This is a genomic window from Bacillus sp. FSL R10-2201 (genome assembly GCF_038008665.1).
In the GTDB taxonomy this organism is placed as follows: Bacteria; Bacillota; Bacilli; order Bacillales; family Bacillaceae_G; genus Bacillus_A; species Bacillus_A mycoides.
On sequence record NZ_JBBOZP010000001.1, the window covers coordinates 711,898 to 734,607 of the forward strand.

21 protein-coding genes and 2 pseudogenes are annotated in these 22,710 nt (G+C 35.5%); 12 read left to right on the forward strand and 11 right to left on the reverse strand.

The genetic code is table 11. From position 1 onward, the window contains the following. Positions 1 to 76: 76 nt before the first annotated feature. Together NSQ69_RS03540 and NSQ69_RS03545 are read left to right on the forward strand one after the other, a co-directional pair. On the forward strand, positions 77 to 280 hold the full coding sequence (locus tag NSQ69_RS03540) for a hypothetical protein (protein ID WP_002125270.1): 204 nt from the start codon (positions 77 to 79) through the stop codon (positions 278 to 280). An 18-nt stretch (positions 281 to 298) separates the two neighbouring features. Next, complete coding sequence (locus tag NSQ69_RS03545; protein ID WP_003187247.1) at positions 299 to 427, forward strand: hypothetical protein; 129 nt, start codon at positions 299 to 301, stop codon at positions 425 to 427. Between the two features lie 45 nt (positions 428 to 472). On the opposite strand, the gene NSQ69_RS03550 is transcribed toward NSQ69_RS03545, so the two are convergent. Then, positions 473 to 1,285 carry an undecaprenyl-diphosphate phosphatase gene (locus NSQ69_RS03550; protein WP_002010553.1) on the reverse strand — a complete coding sequence of 271 codons (813 nt, stop codon included), beginning with the start codon at positions 1,283 to 1,285 and terminating at the stop codon, positions 473 to 475. A 132-nt stretch (positions 1,286 to 1,417) separates the two neighbouring features. Further along, a pseudogene (locus tag NSQ69_RS27700) lies at positions 1,418 to 1,921 on the reverse strand (methyl-accepting chemotaxis protein); the annotation flags it as partial. A 661-nt stretch (positions 1,922 to 2,582) separates the two neighbouring features. On the opposite strand from NSQ69_RS27700, the gene NSQ69_RS03560 reads away from it, so the two are divergent. From NSQ69_RS03560 to NSQ69_RS03580, 5 genes are all read left to right on the forward strand, one after another. Further along, positions 2,583 to 3,833, forward strand: a complete 1,251-nt coding sequence (locus NSQ69_RS03560; RefSeq protein ID WP_002186966.1) for a 3D domain-containing protein — start codon at positions 2,583 to 2,585, stop codon at positions 3,831 to 3,833. A gap of 112 nt (positions 3,834 to 3,945) precedes the next feature. Beyond that, on the forward strand, positions 3,946 to 4,164 hold the full coding sequence (locus NSQ69_RS03565) for a helix-turn-helix transcriptional regulator (RefSeq protein ID WP_002167109.1): 219 nt from the start codon (positions 3,946 to 3,948) through the stop codon (positions 4,162 to 4,164). Then, positions 4,157 to 4,630, forward strand: a complete 474-nt coding sequence (locus NSQ69_RS03570; RefSeq protein WP_002090909.1) for a hypothetical protein — start codon at positions 4,157 to 4,159, stop codon at positions 4,628 to 4,630. Before NSQ69_RS03565 ends, NSQ69_RS03570 begins: the two co-directional genes overlap by 8 nt. A gap of 115 nt (positions 4,631 to 4,745) precedes the next feature. After that, a complete protein-coding gene (locus NSQ69_RS03575; RefSeq protein WP_002186970.1) occupies positions 4,746 to 5,378 on the forward strand; it encodes a class A sortase in 633 nt (210 codons plus the stop codon). A 145-nt stretch (positions 5,379 to 5,523) separates the two neighbouring features. Next, positions 5,524 to 6,645: a YHYH domain-containing protein gene (locus tag NSQ69_RS03580; protein WP_341098936.1), complete on the forward strand. Its 1,122-nt coding sequence runs from the start codon at positions 5,524 to 5,526 to the stop codon at positions 6,643 to 6,645. 30 nt (positions 6,646 to 6,675) lie between these two features. Here NSQ69_RS03580 and NSQ69_RS03585 read toward each other — a convergent pair whose 3' ends face one another. Then, on the reverse strand, positions 6,676 to 8,061 hold the full coding sequence (locus tag NSQ69_RS03585) for a peptide MFS transporter (RefSeq protein WP_002090906.1): 1,386 nt from the start codon (positions 8,059 to 8,061) through the stop codon (positions 6,676 to 6,678). A gap of 253 nt (positions 8,062 to 8,314) precedes the next feature. Between NSQ69_RS03585 and brnQ1 the strand changes: the two genes are divergently transcribed. Next, positions 8,315 to 9,616 carry a branched-chain amino acid transport system II carrier protein BrnQ1 gene (brnQ1, locus tag NSQ69_RS03590; RefSeq protein ID WP_404468342.1) on the forward strand — a complete coding sequence of 434 codons (1,302 nt, stop codon included), beginning with the start codon at positions 8,315 to 8,317 and terminating at the stop codon, positions 9,614 to 9,616. 134 nt (positions 9,617 to 9,750) lie between these two features. Next, positions 9,751 to 11,472, forward strand: coding sequence for a DUF2339 domain-containing protein (locus NSQ69_RS03595; protein ID WP_078203677.1), 1,722 nt, complete (start codon positions 9,751 to 9,753; stop codon positions 11,470 to 11,472). A gap of 35 nt (positions 11,473 to 11,507) precedes the next feature. Here the strand turns inward: NSQ69_RS03595 and NSQ69_RS03600 are convergent, their stop codons facing one another. Further along, entirely contained in the window at positions 11,508 to 13,055 is a 1,548-nt protein-coding gene (locus tag NSQ69_RS03600; RefSeq protein WP_002169142.1) for a hypothetical protein, read from the reverse strand. 181 nt (positions 13,056 to 13,236) lie between these two features. Next, complete coding sequence (locus tag NSQ69_RS03605) at positions 13,237 to 14,628, reverse strand: amino acid permease (RefSeq protein ID WP_002125290.1); 1,392 nt, start codon at positions 14,626 to 14,628, stop codon at positions 13,237 to 13,239. Between the two features lie 265 nt (positions 14,629 to 14,893). Between NSQ69_RS03605 and NSQ69_RS03610 the strand changes: the two genes are divergently transcribed. The 3 genes from NSQ69_RS03610 to NSQ69_RS03620 all read left to right on the forward strand — a co-directional run bounded on the left by NSQ69_RS03610 (position 14,894) and on the right by NSQ69_RS03620 (position 16,965). Further along, positions 14,894 to 16,186 carry an NCS2 family permease gene (locus NSQ69_RS03610; protein ID WP_002010534.1) on the forward strand — a complete coding sequence of 431 codons (1,293 nt, stop codon included), beginning with the start codon at positions 14,894 to 14,896 and terminating at the stop codon, positions 16,184 to 16,186. A gap of 139 nt (positions 16,187 to 16,325) precedes the next feature. Beyond that, positions 16,326 to 16,526 carry a helix-turn-helix transcriptional regulator gene (locus NSQ69_RS03615; protein WP_000301182.1) on the forward strand — a complete coding sequence of 67 codons (201 nt, stop codon included), beginning with the start codon at positions 16,326 to 16,328 and terminating at the stop codon, positions 16,524 to 16,526. 4 nt (positions 16,527 to 16,530) lie between these two features. Then, entirely contained in the window at positions 16,531 to 16,965 is a 435-nt protein-coding gene (locus NSQ69_RS03620) for a hypothetical protein (RefSeq protein WP_002125294.1), read from the forward strand. 33 nt (positions 16,966 to 16,998) lie between these two features. On the opposite strand, the pseudogene NSQ69_RS03625 reads toward NSQ69_RS03620, so the two are convergent. From NSQ69_RS03625 to qoxB, 6 genes and pseudogenes are all read right to left on the reverse strand, one after another. Beyond that, positions 16,999 to 17,423: pseudogene (locus NSQ69_RS03625) on the reverse strand (GNAT family N-acetyltransferase). 14 nt (positions 17,424 to 17,437) lie between these two features. Beyond that, positions 17,438 to 17,728: a DUF4022 family protein gene (locus tag NSQ69_RS03630; RefSeq protein WP_002090894.1), complete on the reverse strand. Its 291-nt coding sequence runs from the start codon at positions 17,726 to 17,728 to the stop codon at positions 17,438 to 17,440. Positions 17,729 to 17,746: 18 nt separating this feature from the next. Continuing rightward, positions 17,747 to 19,576 carry a monovalent cation:proton antiporter family protein gene (locus NSQ69_RS03635; RefSeq protein ID WP_002169140.1) on the reverse strand — a complete coding sequence of 610 codons (1,830 nt, stop codon included), beginning with the start codon at positions 19,574 to 19,576 and terminating at the stop codon, positions 17,747 to 17,749. A 269-nt stretch (positions 19,577 to 19,845) separates the two neighbouring features. Further along, entirely contained in the window at positions 19,846 to 20,157 is a 312-nt protein-coding gene (gene qoxD, locus NSQ69_RS03640; protein WP_078203679.1) for a cytochrome aa3 quinol oxidase subunit IV, read from the reverse strand. Further along, positions 20,158 to 20,760 carry a cytochrome aa3 quinol oxidase subunit III gene (gene qoxC / locus NSQ69_RS03645; RefSeq protein ID WP_002029841.1) on the reverse strand — a complete coding sequence of 201 codons (603 nt, stop codon included), beginning with the start codon at positions 20,758 to 20,760 and terminating at the stop codon, positions 20,158 to 20,160. A 13-nt stretch (positions 20,761 to 20,773) separates the two neighbouring features. Beyond that, positions 20,774 to 22,708 carry a cytochrome aa3 quinol oxidase subunit I gene (gene qoxB / locus NSQ69_RS03650; RefSeq protein WP_002063826.1) on the reverse strand — a complete coding sequence of 645 codons (1,935 nt, stop codon included), beginning with the start codon at positions 22,706 to 22,708 and terminating at the stop codon, positions 20,774 to 20,776. Positions 22,709 to 22,710: the final 2 nt, after the last annotated feature.

The window sequence follows — 22,710 nt, forward strand, 5'->3', positions numbered from 1 at the left end:
ATTTTATCGGAATTAAGTTATACTAAATCTAATATAAGGATATTGTGATTATATAAGTTGAGAGAGGGTACTAGATATGCAATATGAGCTTTTTTCGGTAAGCGGGGATCATATTACAACTTTTGAAAGCACATGGCGTTTTCAAGAGGGGGAACAGATTTTTGTTCATGATGATAATACAAAACGAAATTTTATTATTATTCGCTTAACACATGATTTATTTCAAAAAAATTCACATGCTATTCGCTTGTATTGTCAGGAAAAGAAAGTTTATGCATAAGGAAAAACCACTTACTGTATGAGGGCAGTAAGTGGTTTTTTATCCCGCTATTTGTGGGCAGTAAAACTCCCACCTCAAAATTCAGGTGGAGCAAAGAAGTTAGGTGGGAGCCCTGCTGTCGGTAAAAGCCCGATTGGTGAGGGCTAATAATCAGGAGGGATGAACAAAACCCCCACTGATTAAAGTTTCATTTTATAAGAAAATGATAGTTAGCACACCTACGATAATACAGTAGAAAGAGAAGTATTTTAAATTTCCTTTTGCCATAATGTTCATAAACCATTTTAATGAAATATATGTCATGACAAATGTTGCGATGAAAGCAACAATATAAGGTACAAATAATGTATCTAAATTTGGATCGTTTGCAATGTCTGTAATACTTAACAATAAACCACCTAAGCTAACAGGAATGTATAGTAAGAATGAGAAGCGAAGAGCTGTTTCTTGCTTCATACCAAGTAACATTGCTGCCACGATTGTAGCACCTGATCTGCTTATACCAGGAATTAGTGCGCAAGCTTGTGCTAGACCAATAATGATTGCATCTTTCATAGAAAGGTCGCCATCATTTTTACGTCCACGCAAGTTTCGAATAATCCAAAGGCCGATAGCAGTAATAAGAAGGGAAATCCCAACCATTTTAACACCTTTTAAATAGTGGTCGATATAATCTTTAAATAAAACTCCAATTACACCTGCTGGAATGGTTGCAATAACAAGGTAAATAATAAAGAAGAAATCTGATTTTGCATCTTCTGCTCTTGTGAATATATAAGATAGACCATTCTTTGTTAGACGAATTAAATCATTTCTATAAATAAGTAATACAGCTAATAATGAAGCTGAATTAACAAGTAGCTCAAAGCTAAACCCTTCTATTTTTAGTCCTAGCAAATGCTGTGCTAAAACGAGGTGACCGCTTGAAGAAATCGGAATTGGCTCTGTTAGCCCTTGGAACAGACCAAGAATTAAATATTTTAAAATGTAGTAAAATTGTTCCATAATAACCTCCTTGTTTATTAGTCGAAAGAAACAACTTTTCCATTATAGCAAAAGAGAGGATGAATATTGAGAAGAAATAAATATTCGAAATATAATAAAAATCCCTTATACCGGTATAAGGGATTTTTATTATTAATGAGAAGCTACTGTTTCTTGAAGACTTTTTGATAATTGAACATCGACTTTTTCAGCATCATGAATATGATTCATAATAGTAGTATTTAATTTTTGGAACATTTGCTGTGTATTTGCAAATTCTCGTAATATATCATCATTACAAGATTTTTGGTTTTCGATAGCTTTAATAACATTTGTAGCGCCACTTTGTAATGTTTGAATCATTATTAAAATATTTTCAATTCTAGCGTTAGTATCGGCGCTCATTTCTACACCTTCATCAACTAAATGCAAATTATCTTTTGTGTTATCGTATGCTTTTTCAATTTCTTCTTGAATTTTTTTCGTTAAGTTACCGATGTTTTTTGTACTTTCAGCTGTACTTTCAGCTAGTTTTCTTACTTCATTAGCAACAACAGCAAATCCTTTACCGTGTTCTCCAGCACGTGCAGCTTCAATACTTGCATTCAACGCTAGTAAATTTGTTTGTGCTGCAATGTTTTGAATCACTTCTACAATTTGTTCAATTTCTTTAGAGCGTTCGCTTAAATGATTCATACTATTAGAAGTACGTTGAGATTGTTCACCTAATCTATTAATTACAATGAGTAAGCGATGAACAGATTCTTTTCCTTCATTAGAGCAATCGATAATTTCTTCAATAGATTGAATTAAGTTTTGCTCTTTTTGTAGCATTTCGTTATTTAATTCGTTGGAATGTGTAGTACGCGTAGAAACATTTTCAAAGCATGCGTTCAATTGTTGAATTAAGTTTTGGAGTGTATGATGTTGGCTATTTACAAGTTCGTGCTCTTGCATAACGCTTTTTACACGATTATGGATAGAAGATATAATTTCTTGTTTTTCCACATCTTTTTGTTTTAATTCTGCTTCTAGTTCATGTATATGAGTTTCTAGTTGATCAATTTTATGTTGGAGTGATTTCTTTTGAGTAAACATTTTATTTAATTCAACCGCCTTTAGGATTTTTAATTTCTCTATATTTGGATTTTAGCATCTTTTATAATTTTTAAATATAGGAATTGTTAAATATTTAAGAATCTATTACATTTTGTTCACAATTCTCTTTTTTTGTCATGAAAAATAAACTGTATTTAATGGTTCTGTAAACAAACTGTAAAATAAATCATGTATAACTGTATAAGAAGGGAGTCGGATTATGAACTATTTTAAGCGAATCAGTAGTCTAGTATTAGCAGGAATTATCGTTCTTTCTAGTACAGTCGCTGTAAAAGCAGAGTCAAACGACGAGAAACTTAACAACATGCAACAGCAATTGCAGCAAAACGATGCAGATATGCAGAAGAAAGAGCAAGAGAAGCAAGCTGTTAGTAAAGAAATTCAAGGTATCGAAAATGAACTACATAATTTAAATAATACAATTGCAAAAAATAAAGAGGATCAAGCTGCTATTCAACGTAAAATCGATGAAACACATAAGCAGATTGAACAAAAAAAAGCAGATATTATCGTTTTAGAAGATAAAGTCCTTGCTCGTAAGGATATTATGAAAAAACGTATGGTTTCTGTTCAAAATAGCTCAAATACGAGTTTAGTAGTAGAAGTTGTTGTAGAATCAAAAAACTTTGCAGATTTCATACAACGTATGAACGCAGTTACTACTATTCTAGAAGCAGATAAAGAAATTTTACGTCTACAAGAACAAGATCTTCGTCAAATTGAAGAAGATAAAAAAGCAATTGACGAAAAAGAAGCATCTTTAGTAGTAGATAAGCAAAAATTAGCAAAAGCACAAGCGGATTTGCAAGATAACTTGAAAAAACGTCAAGATAACTTACAAACAGTTCAAGCTAAATATAATCAGATTGCAAGCCAACTTAATTTAGCAGCGGAAGAGAAAGCAAAAGTTGAAGCAAATATGAAAGCAGTACAAGAAACAATTGCTCGTGAACAAGAAGCAGCAAGAATTGCAGCAGAAGAGCGCGCAAAAGCTGAAGCAGCTGCAAAGGCTGAGCAAGAAGAGTTGGCAAAAGCGAAGGCAGCAGCAGCTAAGCAAAAAGAAGAACAGGCAGCTAAGCCGGCAGAGCCTGTAGCTAAAGATACAACACCAACTAAGCCGGATCCAAAACCAGCTCAAGGTGGAAAAGAATTTTATGTAACAGCAACTGCTTATACAGCTGATCCATCTGAAAATGGCTATAAACCGGGTGAAATTGTAAAGTCTAAGTTAGGACATAATTTGACTGCAAATCCAAACATGAAACTAATTGCTGTAGATCCAGCTGTGATTCCATTAGGTTCTACTGTATATGTGGAAAATTATGGTACGGCGATTGCTGGAGATACTGGTAGTGCGATTAAAGGTCATATAATTGATTTATTAATGCCAGATTCAGCTACAGCTAATAATTGGGGCAGAAGAAGTGTTAAAGTTACAATTTTAAACTAAAACGTAATCCAACTTTACAAAACGTAAAGTTGGATTTTTTTATAAAAATAATGTTAAGTTGAGTTTACATTTTGTTAAGGATATCATACAATAATAGTGAGAGGTGGTAAATTTGACCATTTTAAATAGAGTGAAGGAATTAAGAGCTCGTTTTAATTTTACACAAAGTGTATTAGCGGAAAAAGTCGGAGTGACGAGACAAACAATTGCAGCAATTGAAAAAGGGGATTACGTTCCTTCATTATTACTAGCATTGACGATTTGTGATGTATTCGAGTTAAAGATGGAAGATGTATTTGTTTTAAATAAGGAGGGGGAAGAGGATGAATAGAATTGGGGTTTCTTATATCGTAAACGTGCTTTATACTGCGCTAGCCTGCTGGACATTTGTTGAATTTTATAGTGTTATTACAGAGTTAGCAGATATAATTAAAAACGAGAAGTTCCCATTTGAAGTATGGTTTAATGGAGCACCATTCATTTTATTATTTATTGGAGCTATTATAGTTACAATTTTTTATAGAATTCAAAAGAAAAAATACAAGAATTTATCTTTTTGGATGTATCCATTATTATTTCCACTAGAAGATGAACGTGAAAAAGCGATTACGGATAAAGCCTGTCGAACAACTTTTGTTTCGTTATGGTATGTGTTACCTTGTGCAGTCGGATTTTTAACTTTTTCGCCTATTATTAATGACTATCTTCCTGGGTACCCACTGTATATTATATTCTCTATTTTCTTTATTCAAATGACGGTCTTTCACGTATCCCTATACAGAAATAAGTTAGTTTAAAAGAAACCTTCTTGCATAAGCAAGAAGGTTTCTTTTCAGCTTACACTTGTACATACAGCAATATTATCTTATCATTTTATATAGAGTAAGATTTTGTAACGGAAAGGAATTGTATATGAATAAGCAAAGAATTTATAGTATAGTAGCAATCCTTCTATTTGTTGTAGGTGGTGTATTAATCGGAAAGCCATTTTATGATGGATATAATGCAGAGAAGAAGCAGACAGCGAATGTACAAGCTGTTCAAAAGATGGAATATGAAAAGCATGATACAGAATTTGTAGATGCTTCAAAAATTAATCAACCAGACTTGGCAGAAGTAGCGAGTGCATCGTTAGATAAAAAACAAGTAATCGGTCGTATTTCAATTCCGAGCATCTCATTAGAACTTCCTGTTTTAAAAGCGTCGACTGAAAAGAATTTATTATCAGGTGCGGCAACTGTAAGAGAAAATCAAGTAATGGGACAAGGGAATTATGCACTTGCAGGGCATAATATGTCAAAAAAAGGTGTTTTATTTAGTGATGTATCAACTTTAAAGAAGAACGATAAAATTTATTTGTATGACAATGCAAATGAGTATGAGTATACTGTTACCGGTGTATCTGAAGTGACTCCTGATAAATGGGAAGTTGTAGAGGATCATGGGAAAGATGAGATAACACTTATTACATGTGTATCTGTTAAGGATAATTCTAAGCGTTTTGTTATTACGGGTGATTTAGTAGGAACAAAGGCTAAGAAATAAAGAAAAAAGAAGGTTCACTCTTTAAAGAGTGAACCTTCTTTTTTTATCCAATGTTGAGAAATAAAAGAATATTTCAGTTGGTATTTAAATATTTTTCTATTTTTATATAATAAAGTAATGATTCTAGATTTTGGGAGGAACAAAAGTGAAACAGCAAGTAAAAAAACTTCTTTTAACAACAAGTGTAGCGTTATTGGTAGCGCCAATTTCTGCTTATGCACATCCAGGACGTACAGATGCTAATGGTGGACATACGTGTCGTACAAATTGTGAAAAATGGGGATTACAGTACGGGGAATATCATTATCACAATAAACCAGCTTCTAATAGTGGTACAACGAGTCCTGTGCCTAGTCAAAATAATAATGGTGCTGTAGAAGCAGAGAAACAAGCAGAAGCACAGCGTAAGGCTGAGGCAGAGAAACAAAGAGCTGCAGAAGAACAACGTAAAGCAGAAGAAGAGAGACAACGTGCTGCAGAAGAACAGCGCAAAGTAGAGGAAGAGAGACAGCGTGCTGCAGAAGAACAACGCAAAGCAGAAGAAGCACGTAAGGCAGAGGAAGCGCAGCGTAAAGCTGAGGCTGAAAAGGGACAAGCTGAAGGTCAAAAAAGTGGAGAGACAGATTTTAAAGCAGGAAAGAATAATGCAGAAGGACATGTAGCTGGAAAGTCAGACGCATATAAACAAGCATTCACAACTGCGTATGCTGCGACGTGGTCTTTAGAAGAACAGAAAAAAGCACATTTTGAAAAAGGTAAAGAGCAAGGGTTAACACAAGAAGCAATGGACGATAGTCAAATTACTCCTGAGTTTAAGGTGAACTTTGCAGAAGGTTTCCAAGTAGGTAATAAAGAGAGAACCGAAAAGATTGAAAAAGAACAAGCGGAACTTGGTGAAAAGGCTGGTAAAGAATTAGCTGAAAAGAAACCTGGAAATACTGAAAAGGATACATATGTGAAAGTATATGAAACCGCGTATGAAAAGGGATATAAGGCTGCTAAAAAGGCAGCGGAAAAAGCTGGATATACATATGCATTTGAAAACTACGACTTAAAAGTTCCTGCTAAGTATGAAAAGAATGAAACATTAAAGAAATGGTTTACTGAAGGATTTAAATCAAATAAAAAGGCAGCGGAAATTCGAGAAGAAGGATATAAAAAAGGAGACAGCTGGCTTTCGTTCTTCTATAAGAGTTTCGTGCCAAGTGAATATAAAGAACATAAAGGCTTGTATGAACAAGCAATAGAAAAGGGAAAGAAAGCGTAAAAAAAGATGAGGAATTTTCCTCATCTTTTTTTAATCCATCCATTTCACTAATTTCTTAGAAATTGATAATAAAACACAACCTAAAACGATCGCCACAGCGCCAATAACTGTGAATACTTCAGCATATCCAAGTGAAGTTGTGAAGCTTGCAAGCTGTCCGCCTAAAATATTAGCAATACCTGAGCTTGCTAACCATACGCCCATTAATAAAGAGGCTAGTTTTACTGGAGCGAGAGCACTAACCATTGATAGCCCGACAGGTGATAAGAATAGCTCACCTAACGTATGGAAAAGATACGTAAAGACGATAAATAGTAAGTTTGCTTTTTCTGTAATGTTATGTTCGTCACTGCCTGTTTTTAATGTAGCGATAACAAGAACAATATAACCGATACCGAGTAAGATCATACCAAGTCCCATTTTTGTTGGGATTTTCATGTCACCATTTTTTCTAGTTGCCAGTTTCGCCCATAATGCTGAAATAGCTGGTGCAAGTAAAATAATAAATAACGGATTGACCGATTGGAACCAAGATGTTGGAACTTCCCATCCGAACACAGAGCGGTCTACAAATTTGTTTGTATATAATGTTAACGAACTACCAGCTTGTTCAAATCCAGCCCAGAAGAAGACAACAAAGCATGTTAAAATGACGATAACTGTTGTACGTTGTTTTTCTTTTTTTGTTAACGGTGTATTTCCTATTGTTTGTTGTCCAGCATCCGTTTGCAAATCGCGAGTTGGTTTTTTACCGATATCACCAAGGAAGCGATTTGATAGTGTTGTAAATAAAATTTGTCCAATGATCATTCCGATTGAAGCGGCTAAGAAACCGTAACGGAATCCGAAATGAGCAACGCCATCTACTGTTGTTTTGAATAAATTTTCTGATAAAAATCCGCAAACGAGTGGAGCTAAAAATGAACCGACGTTAATACCCATATAGAAAATTGTAAATGCACTATCACGTTTTGGATCATTTTCTTCGTATAATTCTCCAACAAGTGTAGAGATATTCGGTTTGAAGAATCCATTACCGATAATAATAAGCGCTAATCCGAGGTATAGACCGACTTGGTTTTGCAAGGCAAATAGTGTAAGGTTACCGATTGCCATTGTTATACCACCAATTGTGATGGCTTTTCGTTTGCCTAGAAAACGGTCCGTTAAGTATCCACCGATCAATGGTGTGAAATAACAAGCACCAGTATAAAATCCGTAAATAGAGAGTGCCCAAGCGGGACTAAACCCAAGACCACCACTTACTAAAGCTGTTGTTAAATATAATGTTAATAATCCTCGTAATCCATAGTAACTAAATCTTTCCCACATTTCTGTAAAGAAGAGTAAGTATAAACCTGGAGGATGTTTCTTTTTTCTTTGTTGTTCTCTTTCTAGTTGTATCGCTGATTCCATAATATTTTCCTCCTGACACAAGCAAAAAACAAAGTTAATAGTATTGTATGATTAATATTTTACCTTATTAACTATTATAAGTCAATAAAGGTTGATTTTTCAGAAGAAATTTGAAAAGGGAAATAGCTATAGAATGGGTGTTTCTTTTGTGATAGACTATGGACTATGTTTTCTTTGTAAGGAAGCGGATTACCGCATTTTTTTATTTGTGGAATTGATTTCATGTAAGGTGAAATTGAAGAAGGAGAAAGAAATGAAATTGTTACAGAAAAAAGAAATTTTGCTTATTAGTCTTATGTTATTCTCTATGTTCTTTGGGGCCGGAAATCTTATATTTCCACCTTTCCTTGGATATGAAGCAGGAGAACATGTATGGATTGCATTGTTAGGTTTTATTATATCAGCAACAGGGCTTCCTATATTAGGTGTTATCGCTATTGCGAAAGCAGGGAGTTTTCAAACGTTAGCGGGCAGGGTTCATTCTTCATTTGCAATTATTTTTCCGTGTATTGTGTACTTATTTATTGGACCAGGTCTTGGTATACCACGTGCAGGAAGTTTAGCTTTTGAAATGGGACCAGGTCAGTTGTTCCCAGAAGCGGGTAGCGTAGTTTTGTTATTGTACACGGCTATTTTCTTTAGTATTGTTTACTGGTTAAGTTTATCACCGTCTAAATTAATGGGCTTGTTTGGAAAGGTGTTAACGCCTTTATTATTATGTATGATTGCTATTATATTTATAAAAAGTATGTTTACATCAGTAGGCGGTGTGAAAGAGCCTGCAGGAAATTATGGACAAGCTCCTATGTTCCAAGGATTTTTAGATGGATATTTAACGATGGATGCGTTAGCAGCTTTAATATTTGGGATTGTTATTGCAAATGCTCTGCGTGCAAAAGGTGTAGCGGATGATAAAGGTTTAGCGAAATATATGAGTATTGCTGGTATTGGAGCAGGACTATTACTAACTATTATTTATGTCATTCTTGGATATGTTGGTTCAATTAGTGGTTCATTGGGTACATTTGATAACGGTGCGAAAGTGTTAGCACAAGTTATGACTACATTATTTGGACAAGGTGGGTTAGTTTTATTAGGTCTTATTTTTACTGTCGCTTGTCTATGCGTTTCCATCGGACTTGTTACGTCTTGTAGTCAATTTTTCGCAAGTGTATTTCCGAAAGTATCTTATAAAGTTTGGGCATTTATATTAAGTTTTGTTAGTATGGTTTTAGCTAATTTAGGATTAACGCAAATTTTAAAAGTATCGGTACCGATTCTTGGATTTATTTATCCAGTTGCACTAACGCTTATTATTTTAGGGTTATTCCATAAGTATATTGGAAAGTATGTATACGTATATTCGGTAACGATTGGACTCGTAGCGGTATTTAGTGCGATTGATATTTTAAACAAAAGTGTACTGATGAATAAATGGACACCACTACTAAAAATGCTTCCGTTTTATTCAGAAGGTGTAGGTTGGATTGTTCCGGCATTTGTAGGTGTCTGCCTCGGTGTAATTGTTAGTATTGCTATAAATAAGAATAAATAAGTAAGAGGTGTTTTCCTATTTCGGAAAACACCTTTCTTTTTTGGGAAAAATAGTATTGAAAATGAATAGACTAAGAGTATGATAAAGGTAATTGGTAATATATAGGTTTTACATGAATGATGAGGGGGGAGCGTATGAAGGAGGATTTGAATAAGAAAATAGAAGCACTCGAAACGGCAATTGAAACGATGCAAGAGGCACTTTATGAATTGAAAGCGAAACAAAGAAAAATAGAAGTAGATAAAGTTCAACAAAATGTTAATAAGGAAAAGAAAGAATATATTGAAGCGGTAAGTAATGAAAAGTTACAAGAAGATGTAGTTAAGACGAGGAAGTCCATGCAAGAGCCAGAGGTGAAACAAGTAGATATATCTGCATTTAAACCAGAACCATTTAATATTATAAAGTTTTGTCAAACGTGGTTACCACGCATATTTGTCGGTATTATGCTACTTGGCGTTATTTGGTTATTCAAAGCAGGGGTAGATGCCGGATTATTGACACCAGCGATACGAGTTGTGTTTGGTATAGTACTATCTGCCGGTTTGTATTACGTAGGAGATATACAAATTAAAAGAGAGCGGCAAGCGTTAGGGTTAGTATTAGCTGGAGGAAGTATTACGGGAATTATTTTAACAACGTTTGCGGCACATTATTTATATGAGTTTATTCCTGCAAGTATTGCGTTTGTTTGCAACATTATATGGGTTGTTTTAGGGATTTATTTAGCGAAAAGATATAGATCGGAATATCTCGCTATTTTCGTGGCGGTGGGAGCATTTTTTGTTCCTTTCTTGTTAAATAGTACGACTCCTAATACGTATATTTTCTTTAGTTATGAGACGATATTAACAATTAGCCTATTATGGTATGCATTGAGAAACCTTTATAAGTACTTGTATATGATTTCTTATGTTGTTGCGGCAATTGTCCTATTTGTCTTCTTTGTTGTTATGTCAATATTAGTAGAGAATGTGCAAGTACAGTTAACAGTTGTATACGGTGCAATTCATTTACTATTATTTTGGCATATGTTTTCGGAGAGAAGTTTTATACAAGAAGCACGATTGGCGATATTTAGTGCGAATGCAGTTTTCTTTATTTTAGCCATTTCTCAAATTCCTGAATTTACAACGTGGGGATTAGTTATAAGTGCATTTGTGCATGCTGTTATGTTTGTACTTGAATATAGGAAGAATAAACATTCTGTATTTTCAAATCTAATATTTGGCTTTGCAATGGGATCATTTAGTTTAGCGATTTTATACGAGTATAGTTTGGTGAATGCAGCGATCGTATTATTGTTACAAGGTTTCCTCGGTATGGTTACTGCTATTAAAGTAAAGCAAAATATTAAGTTGTATGTAGGTGCAACGATTTATGCGATTGGAATGGTACAGACGATTTTTAGCCCGTTTGATGAGTTCATTTCAGCAGGGTTTGTCGCTCATATTATTTTAATAGGAACGTTCTATTATTGCATGATACAAGCAAAAGAAGTGTTAGCGAGTTTAGGTAAATATGTTTATTCTATAGCGCTCTACTCGTTAATGGTTATTGTATTTATTACAATTACTAGGATCGGTGAAGTTCTTTCTACAGATGGAAGTATAATTAGCGTATCTGTATCATTATTATGGATGGTATATGCTTTATTTGCAGTTTGGTTTGGCCGTTATAGACAGATGAACGAAATATTATATGCTGGATTAGTCGTATTAGTAGTAACAGTAGGGAAGTTATTCCTTCTCGACCTACCAGAGGTGTCGATGATGATTAGAGCGGTGTTATTCTTAATCGTAGGTAGTATAGGTATCGTTATTTCAAGAATGTTTTTCTCAAAAGAAGAGAAGTGAAAAGAAGGCAATCCATATTCGGATTGCCTTTTTCATTATTTTTTATTAATCGTTACAGTTTCACTATATTTCGCTGTCGTATTTTGACGTAGACGAAGTGTTGCTTGTCCAGTTGTATTTGGATCAAGTTGTACATTCACAATTTTTTCAGCAGATCCTTGGTTATTTGTGATGAAAGAGAATGCACTGCTATATCCGAAAGAAGATGGCCAAGTGCCATTTGTATTTTGAACTTTTGCCACCTGTGTTCCGCCAGTTGTGAAGATACCTAAAGAATAATTATTGTACGTTGTATTTGGTAATAAGTTATTTACTTGAATCTTCATTTGGAACACTTCATTGTTTGGTAGAATGCTAGGGTGCGTAATTACGTAATCACTCGTTGTCACTGCACCGTTATAGCCGTATGAACCTGGTTTGAAAGTATTTGTATTGAACCACTGGTAACCTTGACTTGGTGCGCTCCAAGGTTCTGGTTGTGGTTCTGTTGATAAACTTGGTTGTTCAAATGTTTGTAGAGCTGTAGGTGCATCAAGCTGTAAACCACTCACTTGATCTAAGCTTGTAAATGTTTCTTGTTTCGCTAACCAATTCACGATGTTTTCTAATAGAACAGCATCGTTTTCTTCTTTATAACCATCATAAGTTTTCTTTGTTTGACCTGAGTCTTCGCGAACATATTTTGGCGAAGCATCTTCAACAGGAGAAGAATCACCAATAAAGGCAGCTTTTCCAAGACCAACTTTCGAAATAGCAGCATAAGGCCCCTCTGCAACGCCACCACCGTTATAAACGCCGCTATCAACAGCGTTATTCCATTTTGATGGATTTTCTGGAAGATATACAAGGCCTTTCGCTAGTTTTGGATTTGTAATCGCAAGGGTAGAGCCGGCATGCATTGCTACAGATGAAACGCCAGTTGTAATTCCGAATGATTGCACAGGTGAGACAATATTTTTAGCTGAAACATCACCAAGTGCATTGTAACGGAAGCGAATACCGAAATTATCGGATAGCCAATCAGAGCTTTCTACTCCTTGCATAGCTTGTGAAGTTGTTTCTTCATTAGACATTCCCTTTGCTGGATTATCCCATGCCCCGCGTCTATATCCATTGAACACTTCTGAGGAGTCCCAGCGGTTTTTATTACGATCTGCATTATAATGATCGGCAATGAAGAAAATACTGCCGCCATTTTTCACGTATTGTAACATTGCGTCTTGTTCAGATTTTTTGTAAGGAATATTTGCCTCTGGAACGATAAACACGTTGTAATTTTTTAAGTCGTCGTATGTAATAGGTGTTGATTTACGAAGTTCTTTTACATGATATCCGTTTTGGGCAATGCCGTTTCCGAAATCAGAAAAGCCGCCATCAATAACCCAGTCAGCTGTCCCAGCAGTTTGACCGTGCGTATTATCAAATAATACTTTCTTCCCATTGTTTTGATTTACAACCTTTGCAGCAATTTCAGGAGCTGGGTCTACAGAGCTTTCGGCATAAGTAGACGGTATGAACGAACTCCCCATACTAAGTGTAATTGCTGTTGCTAAAGAAAATGTAATCCATTTTTTATTCTTCATAGAAGAATCCCCCTAATAATAAATATATGTGCTTTAATAATGTAATTTATTTTTCTGAAAAAATAAAGACAGAAAACGTAAAAAATATTAAAAAATTGTAAAAATACCGTGAATTTTGTTGAGAAATATTTATATAGGCAATAAAAAATCCCTTCCAATTAATAAGGAAGGGATAGCTTGTTTAACTAATTTTTGAATTAGGTGTTTCATCGATCTTATGAAACCCTTTCATGTAATACACGATAGCTAAGCCGATAAGCCAAATTGGGCCAATGATTAATGCAATTCGTGTATCTTCTGAATACGCCATAATACCTAGTACAAGTGCGAGGAAGCCAAGTGAGAAGTAAGAGCTTAATGGATGTAAAGGCATTTTATACGTTAGCTTGTCTTTTTTCTCAGTTGGTAATCCTTTACGGAATTTAATTTGAGCGACTAATATTATACCCCAAGTCCAAATTGCCCCGAAAGTTGAAATACTAGTTAGCCATGTAAACACTTTTGCAGGAACGAGATAGTTTAATATAACGCCAACGAGTAAAACAATCGCAGTTGCTATAATACCTTGACTTGGAATGCCATTTTTATTTAAACGTCCAAATCGTTCAGGTGCTTTCTTTTGTTGTGCTAGTGTAAATAGCATACGCCCTGTACTAAATAAACCACCGTTACAAGAAGAAAGTGCAGCTGTTAATACAACAAAGTTAATAATACCTGCTGCTTTTGCAATGCCGATTTGTTGGAATGTTAATACGAATGGACTTCCTTTCTCGCCAAGTTCGTTCCATGGATAAATTGCCATCATAACGAATAATGCCCCGACGTAAAAGATTAGGATTCTCCAAAATACGTTATCGATAGCTTTTGCGAGTGTTTTCTTCGGGTTTTGAGCTTCACCAGCTGTAACACCAATTAGTTCAACGCCTAGATAAGCGAATAATACCATTTGTAAGGAAAGCAATAATCCAGAGAAGCCATTTGGGAACCAGCCCCCATGTTCCCAAAGATTTGAAATACCAGTTGCAACGCCGCCATTTCCAAATCCGAATAGAATAATACCAAAGCCAATCACTATCATACAGATAATTGTGACAATTTTAATGAGAGCAAACCAAAACTCAAGTTCTCCAAATACTTTTACTGATAAGAAGTTGAAAGCGCTCATTAATAATAGAGCGAGTAGTGCCCAAGTCCAGCGCGGGATATCTGGGAACCAGTACTGCATGTAAATTCCAGCCGCCGTAATTTCAGCCATACAAGTAACAACCCATAAGAACCAGTAGTTCCAACCAGTAATATAGCCAGCAAGTGGGCCGATATAATCATTAGCATATTTACTAAAAGAGCCGGCAACCGGTTGTTCAATTGCCATTTCTCCGAGCGCTCGCATAATGAAAAAAATAACGAGTCCAGCGATCATATAACCTAGTAAGATGGAAGGACCAGCTAGTTTAATAGCAGAAGCAGATCCTAAAAATAGCCCAACGCCAATAGCCGAACCGAGTGACATTAAAGTAATATGTCGTTCTTTTAAACCTCGATTTAAAGTTCCAGATTTGTTTGTGTGCTGCATAAGAAGAATCCCCCTTGTAGAATGAGCTACCTAAATATTTAACTATTTCAAATTATAAAACATTTCTATCTGTTATGCTACAAAAATAATCAAAATGAACTGTACTACATCTGAACTTGTCGGACTTAAACTTAAAATTCTCACTATTAGAGAATATATTGACTCTTCTTTTTATTGATTGTTAAGATTAAGTATTATATTTTCTCACATACTAGTAAGAAAAGAATGTGTGATAATAATTCAGGTGTAGGAAGGGTACATAGCCATGTTTCAATTACAAAAATATAACACTTCTGTGAAGCGAGAGCTTTTAGCGGGCATCACAACTTTTTTTACATTTGCGTATATTCTTGTCATCAATCCGAAAATATTATCTGATGCAGGTGTACCATTTGATCAAGCGTTTACGGCAACTATTATTGCGACAGTTATTGGGACGCTATGTATGGCGTTTTTAGCTAACTATCCAATTGTTATTGCTCCAGCTATGGGGATGAATGCATATTTTGCTTATTCTGTCGTTCAACAGGCAGAGGGGATTACGTATGTCATTGCGTTTTCGGCAGTATTTGTAACAGGTATCATTTTTCTTTTATTATCTTTCACTTCATTTAGGCAAAAGCTAATTATCGCAATTCCTGACAGTTTAAAACATGCAATTGCAGGTGGAATTGGACTATTTATTGCTTTTATTGGATTACGTCTATCTGGAATTATCGTGGATCATCCATCTAACTTAGTTACGATTGGTGATTTTCATTCTCCAGCCGTTATTTTAACTTTAATTGGTTTAATTTTAGCGGCAGTATTAATGGTATTACGTGTGAGTGGTGCATTATTTATTAGTATGATTGTGACAGGAATTATCGCCTTCTTTACGGGGCAACTGAAGTTTGAGGATAAAATTGTAGCGATGCCTCATTTACCAGAGGGTATTATCGTTTCAAATCCAATCAATGCTTTTTCAGATGTAATTCAGTATGGATTATATGGTGTTGTATTTTCATTTTTACTTGTACTTTTATTTGATACGACAGGTGCATTACTCGGTTTAATTAAACAAGCTGGTTTAATTACAGATAATACAGAGAAACGTTTTGGCAAAGCGTTTATTGCAGATGCGATTGGCGGAACGACAGGTTCTATCTTCGGAACAAGCCCAACAGCAGCAACGATTGAATCGTCAGCTGGTATTGCTGCAGGTGGTAAAACTGGATTAACAGGTATTGTAGTTGTTGGTCTAACGATTATAACGGCATTTTTCAGCCCTGTTATCGCGTCTTTATCAAGTGTAGCTGCTATTACAGCTCCTTCATTAATTATTGTAGGTAGTTTAATGGCACAAAGCATTCGTGATATTAATTGGAATGAATTTGAAGATGCATTACCAGCATTTTTAATTTTCGTTGGTATTCCGTTAACGTCTAGTATTGCAAATGGAATTGCAATTGGATTTTTAGTGTATCCAGTATTAAAAATTGTGAAGGGGAAAGGGATGGAAGTACATCCGTTACTATATTTATTTACAATTTTATTTGGATGTCATTTATTCTTATAGTATAGAGATAGGAAAGGGGGCTTCTTATGAGAGGCTCCTTTTTTGTGTATAATAAAGTGAAAAAAACAAATCAATTACGTAAAATATAAATTACTTAATGGAATATATATGTTACAATAAAGGCAGAGGAGGAACATGAATGGCTGTAAGTAAAATAAAAGTCGCACGTGTTCAGTTAGATTTAACACAACAACAATTAGCAGAAAAAGTAGGTGTTACAAGGCAAACGATTAGTTTAATTGAGAAGGGGAAATACAACCCGTCTTTAGATTTATGTTTGAAAATTTGTTATGCGGTAGATAAAACATTGAATGATTTGTTTTGGGAGGAAAAGGAGTGATAGGGTGAAAATCGTGAAAGATGAACGTTTAATGATTGAGGGATTAAAACATATTAGATTGGCTTTCATCTTACAAAATGTCGTCATACTAGGCATTGTTTTTTACCGTTACGTCTTGCAAGGGGCAGGGTATGAAAGTGTTTCGGATTTATTAATGGTATTTATGGGCGGGATAATAGTTATTAACTTTTTAAACTTAAAAAATTCGGTGGAAGTGTATGAGCATACAGGTGGAGTATCGCGTAGTTATTTCATGAAACTATTATTAATTCCAGTAGGGATTGTTATTGGACTGTTAGCTATTTGTATCATTGTAACACCAGGTATTTCGATAAAGGAAATTAGTATAACAGGACTTATTATCTTTGTTTGCTTTTTAATTCCTAGTTTGTTTATATACATATATATGAAAAAAATAAAAAGTGAAAATGAAATATAAGAAAAGCTTTCTGCAATATGCAGAAAGCTTTTCTTATATTTCTTTATACATTACTTTATGTAGTCCTATTGGATCAATCTCGAAGATTTCACCATGCTCATGGAAACCTAATCGTTTGTAATAATCCGCGCATTACACCATAGAATATTTGCTTCGCGTTCTTGGAGGACTTGTTCAGCTTTACGGATTAAGGAGCTGCCAGCATGCTGGTTTCGGAAATTAGGTAATGTTGCCATTTCTCGTAGACGATAGTGGGTACCAGCTTGTAAATCAGGATGTATTTCTTTAGAGAAAGAGGCGATACTAACAAGTTCATCATATAAAAATGCACCTAAATGAAAGGCGTCTGTTTCGTAATCTGAATCGTATTTACAATCTTCTAATGATTGATTGGGACGCAAAACCTTTTGACGTAATAAGTATGTTTCAGATGCATCAATATGTTTCACTGTAATCATAATATCATCCTTTCTTATAAGCCTTTTTCTATAAGTTGTAAGAAGAAATATGCGGGTGCAACGAGAAGTCCTAGTATGCTAGCTGTTCCGAGAAGGAGTGAAATTAAGAGACAAAAGTACTTAATTCCATTCGATTTTTTCCATCCATAACTACAAATTTCAATGCTAATACCGATGAGAATAATGGCGACGAGTACTTCTGCTAATAATAAGAGAGCTAAAGTTGAAATAGACATAATGTGATTCATCCCCATAATATGTGATAGTAACATTTTACCATATGAAATTGAAAAAATGCCCCTCATTTATGTGAGGGGCATTTTCTATTCTAATATGTTTTTCATTGTATCAATATGTTCTTTTGAACCCGTTACAAGTAAAGTATCGCCATGCTGTAACTTCGTATCACCATGTGGTATTAATGCTTTATTACCACGGTAAATTTGAATGACAAGTACATCACCTAGAAACGGAAGGCGACGAAGTGCTAAGCCGTTATATTTATTACTTCGTAGTTCAACCTCACGCACCGTTTCATTTGCTGTTGTAATCAAGCGAACGAGACTCGGTTTATCAATAAGTGCACGTAATAAAATACGTGTAGAGTTAATAGTCGAGAATACAGCGATATGTTCTTGAGTCGCTTTTTCTTGTAGAAGGGGATCTTCTACACTTGCGATGACGTGTTCAACACCTAATTCTTTTGCGTGTTCTGCTAATAATAAGTTTTGTTCATCATCACTTGTCGCAACAACAACACGGTCTGCTTCGAAAGCTTGTTGCTCCATTAAAGATTGAATAGTAATCTCATCTAATTTTACAATAGGGAAGTCATGAGATTTCGCTTCCTCATCATTTATTTTATTTTGACGTATCATATATAGTGTTACGTCATAATCTTCACGTTTTAAATCAAGTGATAACGGAAGGGTAATTCTGCTTGCACCAATAATAGATACTTTCGGTTTTGGTGTTTCCACTTTTGGAAACATCTTTTTAAATAATATAGGTGCAAAAATACAAGTAATAACTGCACTTAAAATAAGAGATGCTGATAAACTTGGGCTAATGATGCCTAGCTTTTCACCGATTTGTGCAGCCGCAATAACTAAAGAAAGTGTTGATGTTAACAAAATAGCACTTCCGAGTACGATATTGCGTGGGTACCATTTTCGTAAGACGAGTGATGGCAACAGTTTTGAAATAAAGAGTCCCACAATTAGAATTGGGATCATTAGCATACTAGAAGGCTCGTTAAAAATAGACCATACTTCTAGATTTACACCAACCATTACGAAGAAAATAGGAATGAAGAAGCCATATCCGATGGAATCAAGTTTTTCAACCATATCTTCATTTGGTGATAATAAAGATACGAGTACACCTGCTAAAAAGGCTCCCAAAATATTTTCTGCCCCAACAGATTCAGATAATCCAACTAATATTAAGATGAGTGCAAAAACAGCTCGTGTATCAATTTGTACACTACCGGCTTTTAAGCTTTCTAGGTATGGAATATTTTTAAACCGTCTTGCGACAAAGTAAATTACAATACCAGCACCGAATAGAAGAAGTAGAAGCCACATGCTTTGGCCACTTTCGGAATTTAATCCGACGAATATAGCGAGTAAAATCATTGTAACTAAGTCTGCAATAACAGCGACTAATAAAATGATTTGCCCGATTGCGGTTTTTCCTAAGTTATTTTCTTTCAATGTTGGTACGACAACACCTAAAGAAATAGTTGAAATAATTAAAGTCATGAACATTGCATTGTCTACGAATCCTAGCCATACGAATATTAATGATAGGGCATAAGATAAAATGAAAATAAACAAGAAGATAATGCTTGCTGCTTGGAATGTGTTCGGTTCGTTTGTCGTATTCTTTTTCCCTTTTTGTTTAAAGATCGAAAAGTCAATTTCTAAACCACTTAAAAACATTAGGAAGATAAACCCTAGTGTTGATAAGACTTGAAGCCACATATCGGGCTCAATGATGTTAAATCCACTTTTACCTACAAAGATTCCTGCGATAATTTCTGCAACAACGACAGGAAGTGCTTTTAATTTAAAGCGCTGTAACAAAAGGGGAACGAAAAACGCGATTGCGACGACAACCATAAGTGATAGAACAGAAGAATGATGTTCCATTGCGTTCTCTCCCTTCAAATAAATATAGTAACTATTTAGCCATATAATAGGAAGAAAAGCAACGGATATGGTTTCGATTTCATAAAGAAAGAGTTTTCTTAACATTTGTCATAATAAGTATATTTTTCATGATTTTGTTGTTAATTCCGTAATGTGGATGTAATAGGGGGAGGGGATAAAGTGAAACTTTAATCAGTGGGGGTCTTACTGCTCGTTAATAGGGGATAAAAAAAGACTGCTGAGGAATCCCAGCAGTCTTTTCATGCAAATTACATTGAGAAGAAGATCCATACAGTAAGTCCAACTGTTGCAGCTGCAACGAAGAAACTGTATATCATTGTAAGAACTTGAATTCTTCCTTCTCCTTCTTTTAAGTGCATGAACATAATTAATTGTAATAACGCTTGCGCAACTGCCATTATGATGATAGTTGTTAATATCGTTGAAAGTGGCAGGTTTGTGTAAAGTGCCACGTATAACGCTAGAAACGTTAGTGCAAGCGATAAAATAAATCCGAAAACGTGTGACCATGGGAATCCGCTATGCCCATGCCCGTTTGCTTGGTTGTTATTTTGACCCATTTACGCCACCATCCCGTTCAAGTAAACTAGTGTGTAAATAAAGACCCAAACAAGATCAAGGAAATGCCAGTATAAGCTGATAATAAATACTTTACGAGCTGTAACTGGTGTTAAACCTCGTTTTAAAATTTGGATAATAACACAAGTTGCCCAGATGATACCACCTGTTACGTGGGCACCATGCGTTCCAAGAAGAACGAAGAATGCCGATAAGAAAGCACTTGTTTGAATCGTTGCACCTTCACCAACGTACAAAATGAATTCTTCAATTTCAAAGAATAGGAAGCCTGCACCTAAAAGTAAAGTCAGGATAAACCAAGCTAACATTCCTTTTTGATTGTGTTTACGCATTTCGTGAATTGCGATCCCACATGTAAAGCTACTTGTTAAAAGTAACAGTGTTTGAATTAAAAGTGTTTTAACTTCAAACAATTGCGCTGGTGTTGGGCCATCAGCCGTACGACCAGCAAGGACTAGATAAGAGGCGAAAAGTGTTGCGAACAGCATAATTTCAGCCCCAAGAAAAATCCAGAATCCTAGGATATTCAATCTGCTTTGCTCGGATTGATATTCCAAAGGTAAGCTTTTATCTAAAGCCGCCATGTCATTTCACCTCTCATGCTATATGTTCTGTTTCTTTAATTTCATCAACGCTTACGTAGTAGCCATCATCATAATCGAATGAACGATAGATTAAGCAACCTAAAATACCAATACCACCGATTGCTGCAATCCAGAACCAGCTAAATACTAATGCAAAACCTGCAAGACCGAAGAATAAAGACGCAATAATAGGCACACCAGAATTACTTGGCATGTGAATTGGTTTTAATTCATCTGCTGTTGGTGTAATTGTTTCTCCACGTTTTTTCATGAACCAGAAAGCATCAGCTTCTTTAATTTCAGGAAGTTTCGCGAAGTTGTAATGTTGTACAGGAGATTGAGTTGCCCATTCAAGTGTACGGCCGTCCCATGGATCTCCAGTTGTGTCACGCTCACCGTGACGTGCACTCCAAATTACGTTATAGCAAAGGATTAGGAAGCCAATAGCCATCATTACAGCACCAACAGATGCGATTTGGTTTAGCCAGCCCCATCCAAGACTTTCAGAGTAAGTGTACATACGACGAGTCATACCGTCTAAACCTAAGAAGTACATTGGGAAGAAACAGATGTTAAATCCGCTCATAAAGATCCAGAATGTCCATTTACCTAGGCGTTCATTTAACATATGACCTGTCATTTTTGGATACCAGTATGTGAATCCAGCAAGCATAGCGAATACTGTACCTGCGATTAATACGTAGTGGAAGTGAGCAATTAGGAAGTAGCTGTTATGGTATTGATAATCAGCTGCTGCCATTCCAAGCATAACCCCTGTAACTCCACCAACTACGAAGTTTGGAATAAATGCCAATGACCAAAGCATTGGAACTGTAAAACGAATACGTCCTTTATACAGTGTAAACAACCAGTTAAAGATCTTAACACCGGTTGGAATCGAAATTGCCATTGTCGAAATCGAGAAGAATGAGTTAACCGCTGGACCTGCACCCATAGTGAAGAAATGGTGAAGCCATACGACGAAACTTAGTAAAGAAATTGCAACCATCGAGTACACCATCGCACTGTAACCGAATAGACGTTTACGTGAGAATGTACTAATGATTTCAGAGAAAATACCGAATGCCGGTAAAATAACAATATATACTTCAGGGTGACCCCATACCCAGAATAGGTTGGCCCATAACATTGGCATACCGCCGCTCGCCATCGTAAAGAAGTGAGCATCGAATAGACGGTCAAATGTCATTAATGCAAGAGCAACTGTTAATACTGGGAAAGCGAAAATAATGATAATTGTTGTAATTAAGATTGACCAAGTAAACATTGGCATTCTCATTAATTTCATACCAGGTGTACGCATTTTTAAGATAGTAACAAGGAAGTTAATACCCGTCATCAGCGTACCGAGACCTGAAATCTGTAATGCAATTGCGTAGTAGTTATTTCCTACACCAGAAGTAAACTCTGTACCTGCCATTGGGAAGTAAGAAGTCCACCCAGCGTCTGGAGAACCACCGATTACGAAAGCGATGTTGAATAACATTGCTCCGACAAAGAATAACCAGAAACTTAAAGCATTTAAGAACGGATATGCAACGTCACGAGCACCAATTTGTAATGGTACTACAAGGTTCATTAATCCCATAACGAATGGCATTGCCATGAAAAGAATCATTACCGTACCATGTGTTGTAAAGATTCCGTTATAGTGTTCAGCGTTTAAATAAGTTGTTTCCGGGAATGTTAACTGGGCACGAATCATTAAACCATCCATACCACCACGGAATAACATTATAACGGCAGAGATAATATACATGGTCCCTATTTTTTTATGGTCAACAGTTGTCAACCACTCATCCCAAAGCCATCTCCATTTTTTGTACTTTGTTAGTACGAAAAGAATCGCTAATGTCACAAGAACGATAGAAGCGTCAGCTCCGTAAATAATCGGGTCACCTGTGACAAAAAATTCATCAAGCTTCACTG